Here is a 13758-nt window from a genome sequence, read left to right as displayed (position 1 = left end):
CTGGAATGTTCCGTACTGGATATTCCACTTGTAACAAAAAGTATTCTCTGATACTACTTGCTCGAGTGTTGTGAGTCATATCTCGACCACATGAAGGGGGTCGGAGTTTCATGGCGGTACAGGTAACCCGGTCACTGATCAGCAGTGATCGCACGAAACACAAAGCGGTGCCGGTGGGGCAGGGCTGTTGGGCGGCTTCATATCTGCCGGGGCAGGCGCTCGATGCCAAGCAGGCGACCGAGGCGATACGGATCGCCGACACGATTGCCGAAATGCGGGAGCGGACACAGCTTCTCGGCCTGACGCCGATGGAGGCGATCGGCTTGGCGACATACGGATACGAACTGCCGAAACGGCACTGGGATACGTTCGCCGGACGGATCGCGGTCGTATCCGCCGGTGTGGTGACAGTGCTTGCGGCCCAGATGATCTGGATCGGCGGATACTCGAACGTGGTCCGAGAGGTTGCGGCGCTGCCGGTTTCCGTGCTGAGCGCGGCGGCCGTGTTGATACTCTGCCTGTCCTTCCTGTTCGTCTCGAGCAGACCTCGTCGTTCCGCCGAGACCGACGATTACCCTCCGGTACCGATCGCCCCGACTACCGCCTGGTCGTGTTCGACGCGACCGGCCCGGCTGAGTGTGCCTGAGGCGCAACGAATATTGGAGGTACACCGTGGACATAATTGCGCTCGGCGATATTGTGCGCTCATCTCCCTACAGCGGAGGTTGCGGTGATTCTGCCGAGCAAAGAGACGCTTCTGCGGGGATGCAGCGGAACTCGTGCGCCGGACCATCCGATCGTTGTCGCGGCGCGTGAGCTGACCCGGCTGCATCGGAGGCGGATTGGCATCGCCCCATCCAGGTGTCCGGAAATCGACTGTGCTCGAACACAATTGATCAATTCGATCGATCGTTGGGTGACAATTCACCATCCTCAGGACCCGACCGCGGCTTACCTCCAATCGGAGTCCGTGGGGATGATCGTCGACAGAATCGCCCAGTACACGGCCGAGGCCCACGGCGCACTCGCCGACAATATCGCCGAACCGCATCGCCACCTGCTGTGGCTCCGACTCGCCGAACTTGCTTGTGCCTACAGTGATCTCGCGTTCGAAGTCGGCACCGGACGCCGCAGGCTCCCCACGCTCACTTACCTGCCGGGCGGCAAAGAAACATGGTCGCCGATATGAATCCTTCTCCCGATTCCGCCAGCATGCCCGACGGTCGGCGAGGGTTACCGCTATCGCATCCGGTGCCCGGAACCGACTGTGTCGGAATGAATCTCGCCGTCCGACCCACCGCGATAAACATCGCCATCGGGTTCTGTCGGTACACCCTGCACCGCTGGCGTTGGGCCGATGCGCTCACCGATGCCGAGCGCATCGTCCACGACCTCACCTCGGCGTTCGTCGCGGCTGTCGCGGACTCGGAGCCGAATTGCCCGACGCACATGGCGGTATGGCTGCGGCGGCCGTCCGAACACAGCGTGGTCGTCGAAGTGCGTGACTCCCCCGGGAACGCCGACGTCATCGCCCGCAGCGGCAATCTCATCAGCGCGACCGTCGAACAGCTCAGCACTCATTGCGGCCAGCACTGCTCCGCCGGAAGAACCGTGCTGTGGGCCGAACTCACCCGACCAGCGCGTCGAATATGAAACCCGTTGTCCGGCAACCTTTTATTCGGCTGTGACAACCCGTCGCAACCCCGGCACGTACCGCACGACAGTCGCCACCGCGACCACCACCCACGCCGCCAATGCCACCCAAGCCTCCCCCCGCCCGAACGTCACCATCCACGACTCCCCCACGGCCACACCGAATTCGCGGGTGCCGACGCCGTACATACCGATCGGGAACACGATGCTCCACAGCGACGGGTCGAATCCCCGGCGGAAGTGCTCGAACACATGCCGCCAGACGCCCGCGATGAGGAGTGCGGGGATCAGCCAGGTGCCGAACGCCCACAGCACCACGGCCGCGCCGATCAGCGCGGGGTGCGTCACCACGACCAGATGATCGGAGGTTCGTTCGATCAGTTTGGCGGCGGCCAGCACGCTGATCGCGGTGGCGCCCATGAAGATCCAGTACGGCGGCACCAGGGTCGCGGGGGTGAGTTCCCTGGTGAACAGCGCGCTCAGTACCAGCGCCGCCACGATGCCGTAGAGCATGCAGCCGATCGACCAGGCCAGCAGCGCGGGCGTGGTGAACCGGTGCGCCCACGGCGCGGGTAACGTGCTCGCGGCCACGGCCAGCGATTGGGTGCCGACCACCCACAGCAGCCAGGTGCCGTCGGCGCCGGTCATGCCGACGGCGGCGTTGTGGTGCACCATGAATCCCGCCGGAATCAGGTAGCAGAGAATGAGCCAGGCGATGGCGGCGACGGCCAGCAATGCCAGTGCCGCGGCGGCGAATCCGTGTGTGCTCAGTCCGGTGGACAGCACCCCGGCCCCGGCGACGAAGGTCAGGAAGGTGAATCCGACCGCGGGATTCCCGGCGTCGGCGGCCATCGCGCGCGGATGGCGAATCGCCCGGGCGATCATCGCGATCGTGAGTCCGGCGAACGCCAGCAGGCCGATGATCAGCAGCGCGTCCCCACCCCACTGCCAGCCCGCACCCGAAACGGCGCGCGCGACGATCCCGGTGGCCATCACCGAGGCGAACCAGGCGGGCTTCAGATCGCGTAAGGATGCGGCTCGATCGTCGTCCGACTCACCCACGCGCGCCAGTGTGACATGCGCCGACGCGAGATCCGGGGCCTGCCGCGCACCCGACCACCAGAAAGTTGCCAAATATTCGCCGCGCGAACGATACAGTCGGTCGAGGTGTGCCCGCCCAGACCGTCGAAAGGACCGCAACGCCATGGCGGAACCCGATGCGCTGATTCTCGAAACGGGCAGATACTTCCGTCGCGGCGATACCGCACCCGATCTGCACAGCGTCACCTATCGCGGCGGCACCGAGGGCGATGTCTTCTACCGCGACCGCTGGAGTCACGACAAGATCGTCTACTCCACGCACGGGGTGAACTGCACCGGATCGTGTCGCTGGAAGGTGTACGTCAAGGACGGCATCATCACCTGGGAGACGCAGGCGACCGACTATCCGTCCGTCGGCCCGGACCGTCCGGAGTACGAGCCGCGCGGCTGTCCACGGGGCGCGTCCTTCTCCTGGTACACGTATTCGCCGACCCGCGTGCGCTATCCGTACATTCGCGGCGTACTACTCGAGATGTACCGAAAAGCCAAGCGGGACACCGGAGATCCGGTGCGAGCGTGGGCGCGCATCCAGTCCGATCCGGCCCGGCGGATGGAATATCAGCAGGCCCGCGGCAAGGGCGGTCTGGTGCGCGTGCAGTGGGACGAGGTGCTGGAGATCATCGCCGCCGCGCATGTGCACACCATCGCCACGCACGGCCCGGACCGCATCGCCGGATTCTCCCCGATCCCGGCCATGTCGATGGTCTCGCATGCGGCGGGCGCGCGGTTCATGGCGTTGATCGGCGCGCCGATGCTGTCCTTCTACGACTGGTACGCCGATCTGCCGGTGGCATCGCCGCAGGTGTTCGGCGATCAGACCGACGTTCCCGAATCGGGTGACTGGTGGGATGCGGCGTATCTGATCATGTGGGGTTCGAACGTCCCGGTCACCCGCACCCCGGACGCGCACTGGATGGCCGAGGCGCGTTATCGGGGCCAGAAGGTCGTGGTGGTCGCTCCGGATTACGCCGACAACGCCAAATTCGCCGATCAGTGGCTACATCCGCATCCGGGCACCGATGCCGCGCTGGCCCTGGCGATGGGGCATGTGATCCTGCGGGAGTGTTTCGTGGATCGGCAGGTCCCGTATTTCACCGATTACGTGCGGCGCTTCACCGATCTGCCCTTCCTGGTCACGCTCGAGGAACACGAAGATGCTTGGGTACCAGGTAAATTCGTGCGCGCCTCCGACCTCGGTGACACCGGAGAGGGAGCCGAGTGGAAAACCGTTGTGCTGGAAGAGAATACCGGTGAGCCCGCGGTGCCGCCCGGATCGATCGGCTTCCGCTGGTCCGAATCCGGTGCGGGACACTGGAATCTGGATATGGGTTCGATCGCCCCGGCGCTGAGTCTGTACGGGCGCGGTGACGGGGTGCCGGTGTTGTTGCCGCGCTTCGACACCGACGGCGGCGCGGCTGCCCAGAGTCGCGGTGAGGTCCTGCGACGCGGCGTTCCCGCGCGTCGTCTGCACCCCGAAGGTCCGCTGGTCACAACGGTTTTCGACCTACTACTGGCCGGATACGGTGTCGGCCGCGGCGAGCTCCCCGGCGACTGGCCCGAGTCGTACGACGACCCCACCGCCCCCGGCACGCCCGCCTGGCAGCAGGAACACACCTCCGTCCCCGCCGCCGCCTGCATCCGGATCGCCCGGGAGTTCGCGGCGACGGCCGAGAAGTCGCGCGGCCGCTGCATGATCCTGATGGGCGCGGGCACCAACCACTGGTTCCATTCCGAGACGATCTATCGAACATTTCTGGCGTTGTTGCAGCTCACCGGGTGTCAGGGGCGTAACGGCGGCGGGTGGGCGCATTACGTCGGGCAGGAGAAGGTGCGGCCGTTCACCGGTTGGTCGACGTTGGCGGGCGCGATCGACTGGGCGCGTCCGGCCCGGCAGGCCATCGGCACCGGCCACTGGTTCGTGCACACCGATCAGTGGCGCTACGACAAATTCACCGCCGACACCCTCGCCTCACCACTGGGTTCGGGACGTTTCGCGGGGATGACCGCGATCGACTGCCTGGCCCAGGCCACCCGGCTGGGCTGGATGCCGTCCTATCCGACCTTCGACCGCAATCCGCTCGAACTGGGTGAGGGCGAACACGCGGTCGCCCGCGCGGTCAACGAAATACTCTCCGGCACCTTGAAATTCGCCATCGAGGACCCCGACGAACCGCGCAACTGGCCGCGCGTGCTGATGCTGTGGCGGGCGAACCTGCTCGGGTCCTCGGCCAAGGGCGCGGAGTATTTCACCAAACATCTGCTGGGTACGCAATCCACGCTGTCCGCGCAGGAGGCTCCCCGGCGCTCGCGTCCGCGCGATGTGCGCTGGCATCACGAGGCGCCCGAGGGCAAGCTGGATCTGCTTGTCTGTCTGGACTTCCGGATGACCTCCTCGACATTGCTCTCGGATATCACGCTGCCCGCCGCGACCTGGTACGAGAAACACGACCTGTCCTCCACCGATATGCACCCCTTCGTGCACGCCTTCTCCCCCGCGGTCGACCCGCCCTGGCAGGCCCGCACCGATTTCGACATCTTCCGCGCGCTGGCCGACCGGCTCAGCGAACTGGCCCGCGAGCACCTCGGCGTCCGACATGACCTGGTGGCCACCGCATTACAGCACGACACCCCGGGTGAGCTGGCCCAGCCGGGCGGTGTGGTGCGGGACTGGCGACGTGACGAATGCGCCCCGGTGCCCGGCCGGACCTTCCCGACCCTGACCGTCGTCGAGCGCGACTACACCGCGATCGGAGCCAAATTCGCGGCGCTGGGTCCGCTGGTCGAGGAACTCGGCCTGCCGGTGAAAGGGATCGCCCTGCGACCCGACGCGGAGGTCTCCTATCTGGGCTCGCTCAACGGCGTGGTCGAATCGGGCCCGGCGGCCGGACGTCCGCGCATCGATACCGCGGTGCACGCGGCCGACACCATCCTGTCGCTGTCCGGAACCACCAACGGCCACTTGGCAACTCAGGGTTTCCGCACGTTGGAGCGCCGCACCGGACAGGCGATGGCCGAGCTGGCGGCCGAACACGAGGGGAAGCGCGTCCACTACGTCGACACCCAGTCCGCACCCGTTCCGGTGATCACCTCGCCGGAGTGGTCGGGCAGTGAGAGCGATGGCCGCCGGTACACCGCGTTCACGCAGAACATCGAGCAGCTCCGGCCCTGGCACACGCTGACCGGACGTCAGCAGTTCTTCCTGGATCACGACTGGATGGCCGAGGTCGGCGAATGTCTGCCGGTCTATCGGCCGCCGCTGGATATGAGCCGGCTGTTCGGCGAACCCGAACTGGGCCCCGACGGCCAGCGTCAAGTGACGGTTCGCTACCTGACCCCGCACAACAAGTGGTCGATCCATTCGGAGTATCAGGACAACCTGTTCATGCTCTCGCTTTCGCGTGGCGGACAGGTGATCTGGATGTCCCCGGCCGACGCCGAGTCGATCGGGGTCGCGGACAACGACTGGATCGAGGCGGAGAACCGCAACGGCATCGTGGTGGCCCGCGCGATCGTCTCGCATCGGATGCCCGCGGGCACCGTCTACATGCATCACGCGCAGGAACGCACGGTGAACGTGCCGCGCACCGAACGCACCGGACGTCGCGGTGGGATACACAACTCGCTCACCCGGCTGCTGCTCAAACCGACCCACCTCATCGGCGGTTATGCCCAATTGTGCTGGGGTTTCAACTATTTCGGGCCGACCGGGAATCAACGTGACGAGGTGACCGTGATCCGCCGCCGCTCCCAGGAGGTGCAGTACCGATGAAACCGATGGCGCAGCTGGCAATGGTGATGAACCTGGACAAGTGCATCGGGTGTCACACCTGCTCGGTGACCTGCAAGCAGACCTGGACCAATCGCGGCGGGATGGAGTACGCCTGGTTCAACAATGTGGAAACCCGTCCGGGACAAGGGTATCCACGCCGGTACGAGGATCAGGAACGGTGGCGCGGCGGCTGGGCGCTGGACCGCCGGGGCCGGTTGAAGTTGAAGGCGGGTGGGCGGCTGCGAAAGTTGTTGTCCATCTTCGGGAATCCGGTGTTGCCGGTGATCCGGGACTACTACGAGCCGTGGACGTACGACTATCGTGCGCTGACCCAGGCGCCGCTGGGTGACGATTATCCGGTCGCGCCGCCGCGTTCGCTGTTGTCGGGTAAGCCGATGCGGATCGAATGGAGTGCCAACTGGGACGACAACCTCGGTGGTGCGACCCAATTCGGCGAGTTGGATCCGATGGTGCGGAAGGTTCGCGAAACCGCCTCGGAGAAGGTGAGATTCGAGTTCGAGCAGACGTTCATGTTCTATCTGCCGCGGATCTGCGAGCACTGTCTGAATCCGGCGTGTGTGGCCTCGTGTCCGTCGGGTGCGCTGTACAAGCGGGGTGAGGACGGCATCGTGCTGGTCGATCAGGACCGCTGCCGGGGCTGGCGGATGTGCGTGACTGGCTGTCCGTACAAGAAGATCTACTTCAACCACAAGACCGGCAAGGCCGAGAAGTGCACGCTGTGTTATCCGCGCATGGAGGTCGGGCTGCCGACGGTGTGTTCGGAGACCTGCGTCGGGCGGCTGCGGTATCTGGGCGTGGTGCTGTACGACGCGGACCGCGTCACCGAGGCGGCCTCCACGCCGTCCGAAACCGACCTCTACCAGGCGCAACTGGGCGTATTCCTGGATCCCGAGGACCCGAAGATGCGGCACGAGGCCGAGCGCGCGGGCATTCCGGCGGACTGGATCGAGGCCGCCCGGCATTCGCCGGTACACGCGCTGATCAGCAAGTATCGTGTCGCGCTGCCGCTGCATCCGGAATACCGGACGATGCCGATGGTCTGGTACATCCCGCCGCTGTCCCCGGTGGTCGAATCGCTGGCCGAAACCGGATTCGACGGTGAGGATGCCGGGCATCTGTTCGGCGCGATCGATTCGCTGCGTATTCCAATGGAATATCTGGCCGAGTTGTTCACGGCCGGTGATGTGGTGCCGGTGCAGGATGCGTTGGCCCGGCTCGCGGCCATGCGGTCGTATCACCGCGACATCAATCTCGGTGATCCGCCGGACGAGTCGATTCCCGAGGCGGTCGGCATGTCGGGTGGTGAGTTGAAGGATATGTTCCGACTGCTGGCGATCGCGAAATACGATGAGCGCTACGTGATTCCGACCGCGGCGGTGGGTGATGCGCAGCGGCTCGAGGAGTCGGCGATGCCCGACGGATGCAGTCTGGACTACGAGGGCGGTCCCGGCATGGGCGCGGCCGGGCCGCTGGGCGACGATTCGGGGCGAAAGCTGTTGCCGCTCATGACCGTAGAGAATTTCCACCTGACGCGCGAGCGACAGACCACCGACGAGGACTACCGGTGAGCGGGCGTTCGACTCCGGTGCTGTATCAGGTCGCCGCACACTGCCTGGACTATCCCGACGAACGATTCTTCGACCGATTGCCGCTGTTCACCTCGGGCGCGCCCGCGTTGCGTCCGTTCCTGAAACACGCTGCGGCGGTGGGCCGGGACGCGTTGTGCGAGCAGTATGTGCAGGTCTTCGACTTCCACAACCGGCACTGTCTGCACCTGACCTGGTGGCAGGACGGTGATACGCGACGTCGCGGTGGTTCGCTGGCTCGTCTCAAGCGGATCTACCGCGATTGCGGAATGGATTTGCGGGACAGCGACTTACCCGACTACCTACCGGTCATACTCGAATTCTGTGCTGCCACCGGATCTTCCGAGCTGCTCATCGAACATCGGCCGGGCCTGGAGTTGCTGCGTCTCGCGTTGGAGGAATCCGGAACCCCGTACGCCCAGGTCCTGAACGCGCTCAGCGCCACCCTCCCCGGCCCGACCCCGCGCGATCGGGCCGCCGCGCACGCACTGGCGCAATCGGGCCCGGCCACCGAAACCGTCGGCCTGGCTCCCTACGGCCACCTCGACCTACTACCCGTGCTCGGCAACGGAGGTCACTGATGCAGGTATTCCTATGGGGCGCACTGCCTTACATCACTCTGATCTCGTTGATCGGCGGTCTGTTCTGGCGACACCGCTACGACAAATTCGGCTGGACCACCCGCTCCTCCGAACCGTACGAGTCGCGCCTGCTCAATATCGCCTCGCCGATGTTCCACTACGGCATCCTGTTCGTCCTGGTCGGTCATCTCATGGGCCTGTTCATCCCCGAAAGCTGGACCAGCGCACTGGGTTTGAGCGAACACGCCTACCATCTGCTGTCCCTGATCGGCGGCACGATCGCGGGTGTGCTAGCCATCGCCGGTGTCGTGCTGCTGGTCATCCGCCGCCGCACCCACGCCCCCGTCTTCCGCGCCACCACCCGCAACGACAAGGTCATGTACCTGTTCCTGCTCTCGGCGATCTTCCTGGGCCTGTTCGCCGAACTCACCCACTCCACCCTCGACCACGGCTACGACTACCGCACCACCATCGCCCCCTGGGCCCGCCACATTGTCATCCTCGACCCCCGCCCCGCCCTGATGAGTTCGGTCCCGATCGCCTACCAGATCCACGCGGTCATCGGCATGCTCCTGATCGCCCTGGTCCCCTTCACCCGCCTGGTCCACATGTTCAGCGCCCCGATCCAGTACCTCTTCCGCCCCTACATCGTCTACCGCTACCGCGACCCGAAGCAGACCGGCCGCGCCGCCCGCCGAGGCTGGGAACCGATCGAGAGCTGATCCCCTTACGCCCTTGTGGTGCCACGTCATCGACGAGAGAGCTGGGGGCATGTACCGACCTGACGATTCTCTACGGTCACCCGCAGGACCCGCGGCAGTTCGACGAGTACTACCAGAGCGTGCGCCTCCCGATCGCGAAGAGGACGCGGGGACTGAAGAAATGGACGATCGGCCACGGTGGGAGCGCGAACCCACGTTCGTCTACAGCCTGGAGCAGGATCTGATCCGGCCGATCGCGCGCCCTTCGCCGACGCTGTTTTCCGCTGTGGGTGAACGCGGCCCGGCCCCGGAACACTTGAGTTCAACCATTGTTGAGGTTTTAGTGTCGGTGGGTCGGTGTTGAATGGCCGGTGGAAGGGAGATCGGCGGATGACGATCGAATCGGTGGCGTGGAATCAGCTGTATCGGCAGGCCAATGCGCCCGATGAGCGGCGGGGGTTCAGTGCGGCGACGGCTCGGCGGATGCTGCGGTTCGCGCGGCCGCATCGGCGGCTGTTGCTCGGATTTCTGGTGTTCAGCGTGGTGTCGGCGGTGTTGGAGGTGGCCAATCCGCTGTTGGCGGGGCGGGTGGTCGACCACATCGTCGGGCATTCCGCGGCGCGCGTGGTGGTGTTGCTGGCGGTGGCGATCGGCGCGCTGGCCGTGGTCGACGCGGCGCTGGGCATCGTGATCCGGTGGCTGTCCGCGCGGATCGGTGAGGGGTTGATCCTGGATCTGCGCACGTCGGTGTTCGATCACGTGCAGAAGATGCCGATCGCGTTCTTCACCCGCACCCGCACCGGGGCGCTGGTGAGTCGGCTCAACAGCGATGTGATCGGTGCGCAGCGGGCGTTCAGCACCACGCTCTCGGGAGTGGTGACCAATATCGTCACGTTGCTGTTGACGCTCGTGGTGATGGTGCAGCTGTCCTGGCAGATCACGCTGCTGGCACTGATCATGTTGCCGCTGTTCATGATTCCGGCGCGGCGGATGGGCACCCGGGTCGCGGTGATCCAGCGCGAGGGCGCGCAACTCAATGCCGCGATGAGTACGCAGATGACCGAGCGTTTCTCCGCACCCGGCGCGACCCTGGTGAAGCTGTTCGGGCGGCCGCGGCACGAGTCGGCGGAATTCGCCCTGCGGGCCGGGCGGGTGCGCGATATCGGCGTGCGGACCGCGATGTTGCAGACCACCTTCGTCACCGCGTTGACGCTGGTGTCGGCGTTGGCGGTGGCGCTGGTGTACGGCCTGGGCGGCTGGTTCGCGTTGCGCGGTCAGTTGAATGCCGGTGCGGTGGTATCGCTTTCGCTGCTGTTGACCAGGCTCTACGGTCCGTTGACGGCGTTGGCCAGTGCCCGGGTGGACATCATGTCCGCGCTGGTCAGCTTCGAGCGCGTCTTCGAGATCCTGGATCTGGAGCCGCTCATCCAGGACGCCCCCGATGCGACCGAGGTGCCGCCGGGCCCGGTCACGGTGGAATTCGACGACGTGCGGTTCGGCTATCCGGCCGCGGACAAGGTGTCGCTGGCCTCCCTGGAGGATGTGGCCACCCTCGACACCCGCGGCGGTGAGGAAGTGCTGCACGGGATTTCGCTGCGCGCCGAACCAGGGCAGATGATCGCGCTGGTCGGGTCCTCGGGTGCGGGCAAATCGACCATCGCCCAACTGCTTTCGCGCCTCTACGACGTGGATTCCGGCGCGGTCCGGTTGAACGGGGCCGATGTGCGCCAGTTGACCGGCCGTTCCATCCAGACCACCGTCGGCCTGGTCACCCAGGACGGGCATCTGTTCCACGACACCATCGGCGCGAATCTGCGGCTGGCCCGGCCCGCCGCGACCGAGGAGGAGATCTGGGATGCGTTGCGGCGCGCCAGATTGGGCGATCTGATCGGCTCGCTCCCCGATGGTCTGGACACGGTCGTCGGCGAGCGCGGCTACCGCCTCTCCGGCGGCGAACGGCAACGTCTCACCATCGCCCGCCTACTGCTCGAACAACCCCGCGTCGTGGTGCTGGACGAGGCCACCGCCGCCCTGGACTCCACCTCCGAGGCGGCCGTCCAGGAGGCCGTCGCCGAGGCCCTGACCGGCCGCACCGCCCTGGTCATCGCCCACCGCCTGTCCACCATCCGCAACGCCGACCAGATCCTGGTCGTGGAATCCGGCCAGATCGTCGAACGCGGCACCCACACCGACCTGCTCGCCCGCGAGGGCCGGTACGCGGAGCTGTACCACACCCAATTCGCCGACCAGGGCGATACGGTCGCGGCCTGACCGCTGATACGGTCGGCAGGGACCGGCGAAACAGCTTTCCGGGGAGGGGATTCCGGTGTCGACCGAGGTGCACAGGGCGATCGGTGAACTCGGTGCCGACGATGTCCGGATCGTGCGGGCGGCCGAGGCGGAGCTGGTGCGGGCCGGGCGTGCGGCGCTCGATCCGCTGTTGCAGGTATTGCGCGCACCGGCCTCGGAGCAGGTCGAGCGGTCCGGTATCGCGGTGCTGAAAGAGTTGGGCCCGTACGCATTCCGGCCGCTGCTGGAACGGATTGCCGCGACCCGGGCGGCCTCGATCATCGATCCGGAGGCAGTGGCGACCGCTCGCCGGGCGTGCCGTGTGCTGGGCTTTCCCGAAACCGAGCACATGCTGGTCCTGATGGAGAAGCTGTGCAGTCCGGACGAGGATGTCCGGTCCCTCGCCGTCCGCTACGCCGATATCGAATACGCTCCCGCGCTGGTGGTGATGCTGAGTGATCCCGATCCGTCGGTGCGTCAGCAGGCGATCCGGCGGCTCGGGGGCTTCGGTTCCGACATGGTGCCGCTGCTGCGCAGGGTCCGGCGTTCGCGTACGGTCCATCGTCGCGGAGCGCTCGCCGCGCTCGCCGAGATCGGCTGGGACACAATCGAACCCGATGATCTCACGGCCGTGCACAGGCTGATCCGAAGCAAACTGGCCGTCGAGGTTCCGCACCCTTTCGCCGAGTCGCCGAGAATCCGCGGCTGGTACGCGCTGCCGACCGATGATCAGGCGGCGGTCCTGGATGCGTTCGCGCTGTCGGACCCCGTCCCGGTGACTCTCCGAATGGGTTGTGCGGCAATAGAATCGATCTACAGCCAACAATCCGGCTGCGATCGGATGTTCGTCACCCCGGCGCTGGACGGCTGGACACTGATCTTCGGCAACAGGGTTCCGCACGGTGCCCGAGCCGGGCATCGGAGATTCCACAGCCTGGAACCGGACGTGAGTTCCATCGATTCCGAATACATGCGGATGATTCCGGAACTCTTCGACCACTGGGCGCACTGCGAGGAGCTGAGCAGGCGTTTCGGTGCCGCCCACCGCTACTGCGCAGTTGAGGACTACCTTCCCGGCGACTGGCTGATAATGCAGGCCGGGGAGGAGATCAGCTGCGGCTCCTGCTCCGACAGTGTCGCGGACTGGGAATTCATCGACGACGAGGACCCCTACGTCCACGGCCTACGCACCGAATCGACCCCGAATTGGCTGGCGGCCAATGGTTTCCCCGCCGACATGTGGGATCGAATCCACGACGAGATACTCACCGACCAGAACGCTTCGGCTACAGACCTCGAGAACGCCCTCGACGCAGCCTGGTCCCGTTTCCAACACCGAACCGGCCTCCCCGACGCCCTCTCGATCTCCCGAATAGCCGCCCGAGCCTCGATCTCCCCCTTCGCCCTCACCCCCGACACCCCCATCCAGGGCCACGGCGTACTAGCCCTGACCGCCTGCGGCCGTGACCGCGGTGGTCATCACGGTGCCTTCCCGATCTGAACGACGCCCCGGGTGTGTTGGTTGAGACGGCACTCTGGGCGCGTTGGTTGAGACGGCACCTGGGGCGCGTTGGTGAGACTGCGCCCGGGGTGTGTTGGTTGGAGATTGCGCCCGGGGTGTGCTGGTTGAGACTGCACCTGGGGTGTGCTGGGTGGGACTGCGCCTGGGGTGTGTTGGGTGGAGATTGCGCCTGGGGTGTGTTGGGTAGAGATTGCGCCTGGGGTGTGTTGGTTGGAGATTGCGCCCGGGGTGTGCTGGGTGGAGATTGTGCCCGGGGTGTGTTGGTTGAGACTGCACCTGGGGTGTGTTGGGTCGGGACTGCACCCGGGGCGTGTTGGTTGAGACTGCGCCTGGGGTGTTGGTCGGGACTGCGCCTGGGGTGTTGGTCGGGACTGCGCCCGGGGTGTGTTGGGTCGGGACTGCGCCCGGTGTCCGTGGCCATGAGAAAGTCTCCACTGGTGGCCGGTTGTAGGTCCCCGCTGGTGGCCAGGTAGAAGTTCCCGTTTCCCCTTGCTTGTCGTGTCGATGCCCGGAGCTCGTGGCCTGGGCGGTGACG

10 protein-coding genes are annotated in these 13758 nt (G+C 65.9%); 9 read left to right on the top strand and 1 reads right to left on the bottom strand.

The window, feature by feature from the left end; translation table 11 throughout:
* Positions 1 to 110: 110 nt before the first annotated feature.
* From NRB20_RS29660 to NRB20_RS29650, 3 genes are all read left to right on the top strand, one after another.
* Complete coding sequence (locus tag NRB20_RS29660) at positions 111 to 734, top strand: hypothetical protein (RefSeq protein ID WP_153414725.1); 624 nt, start codon at positions 111 to 113, stop codon at positions 732 to 734.
* On the top strand, positions 731 to 1189 hold the full coding sequence (locus tag NRB20_RS29655) for a DUF4254 domain-containing protein (protein WP_194290048.1): 459 nt from the start codon (positions 731 to 733) through the stop codon (positions 1187 to 1189). The genes NRB20_RS29660 and NRB20_RS29655 overlap by 4 nt, the downstream gene beginning before the upstream one ends.
* A gap of 86 nt (positions 1190 to 1275) precedes the next feature.
* Positions 1276 to 1653 carry a hypothetical protein gene (locus NRB20_RS29650; protein WP_153414723.1) on the top strand — a complete coding sequence of 126 codons (378 nt, stop codon included), beginning with the start codon at positions 1276 to 1278 and terminating at the stop codon, positions 1651 to 1653.
* Between the two features lie 21 nt (positions 1654 to 1674).
* On the opposite strand, the gene NRB20_RS29645 is transcribed toward NRB20_RS29650, so the two are convergent.
* On the bottom strand, positions 1675 to 2715 hold the full coding sequence (locus tag NRB20_RS29645; RefSeq protein WP_194290047.1) for a tellurite resistance/C4-dicarboxylate transporter family protein: 1041 nt from the start codon (positions 2713 to 2715) through the stop codon (positions 1675 to 1677).
* A 142-nt stretch (positions 2716 to 2857) separates the two neighbouring features.
* On the opposite strand from NRB20_RS29645, the gene NRB20_RS29640 reads away from it, so the two are divergent.
* The 6 genes from NRB20_RS29640 to NRB20_RS29615 all read left to right on the top strand — a co-directional run bounded on the left by NRB20_RS29640 (position 2858) and on the right by NRB20_RS29615 (position 13202).
* Entirely contained in the window at positions 2858 to 6523 is a 3666-nt protein-coding gene (locus tag NRB20_RS29640; RefSeq protein ID WP_153414721.1) for a nitrate reductase subunit alpha, read from the top strand.
* Entirely contained in the window at positions 6520 to 8112 is a 1593-nt protein-coding gene (gene narH / locus NRB20_RS29635; RefSeq protein WP_153414720.1) for a nitrate reductase subunit beta, read from the top strand. The genes NRB20_RS29640 and narH overlap by 4 nt, the downstream gene beginning before the upstream one ends.
* Entirely contained in the window at positions 8109 to 8711 is a 603-nt protein-coding gene (gene narJ, locus NRB20_RS29630; RefSeq protein ID WP_319945564.1) for a nitrate reductase molybdenum cofactor assembly chaperone, read from the top strand. The genes narH and narJ overlap by 4 nt, the downstream gene beginning before the upstream one ends.
* Positions 8711 to 9433, top strand: coding sequence for a respiratory nitrate reductase subunit gamma (gene narI / locus NRB20_RS29625; RefSeq protein ID WP_153414719.1), 723 nt, complete (start codon positions 8711 to 8713; stop codon positions 9431 to 9433). The genes narJ and narI overlap by 1 nt, the downstream gene beginning before the upstream one ends.
* Positions 9434 to 9802: 369 nt before the next feature.
* Entirely contained in the window at positions 9803 to 11683 is a 1881-nt protein-coding gene (locus tag NRB20_RS29620; RefSeq protein ID WP_153414718.1) for an ABC transporter ATP-binding protein, read from the top strand.
* A gap of 55 nt (positions 11684 to 11738) precedes the next feature.
* Entirely contained in the window at positions 11739 to 13202 is a 1464-nt protein-coding gene (locus NRB20_RS29615) for a HEAT repeat domain-containing protein (protein ID WP_153414717.1), read from the top strand.
* Positions 13203 to 13758: the final 556 nt, after the last annotated feature.

This window comes from Nocardia macrotermitis, from assembly GCF_009604405.1.
Lineage (GTDB): Bacteria > Actinomycetota > Actinomycetes > Mycobacteriales > Mycobacteriaceae > Nocardia > Nocardia macrotermitis.
This window is presented reverse-complemented; position numbering and strand designations above follow the sequence as displayed.

Bases quoted from the DNA above. Each gene is read 5' to 3' on its own strand.
- narI (WP_153414719.1), top strand. From the start codon at position 8,711: ATGCAGGTATTCCTATGGGGCGCACTGCCTTACATCACTCTGATCTCG.
- NRB20_RS29620 (WP_153414718.1), top strand. From the start codon at position 9,803: ATGACGATCGAATCGGTGGCGTGGAATCAGCTGTATCGGCAGGCCAAT.
- NRB20_RS29660 (WP_153414725.1), top strand. From the start codon at position 111: ATGGCGGTACAGGTAACCCGGTCACTGATCAGCAGTGATCGCACGAAA.
- NRB20_RS29650 (WP_153414723.1), top strand. From the start codon at position 1,276: ATGAATCTCGCCGTCCGACCCACCGCGATAAACATCGCCATCGGGTTC.
- NRB20_RS29640 (WP_153414721.1), top strand. From the start codon at position 2,858: ATGGCGGAACCCGATGCGCTGATTCTCGAAACGGGCAGATACTTCCGT.
- narH (WP_153414720.1), top strand. From the start codon at position 6,520: ATGAAACCGATGGCGCAGCTGGCAATGGTGATGAACCTGGACAAGTGC.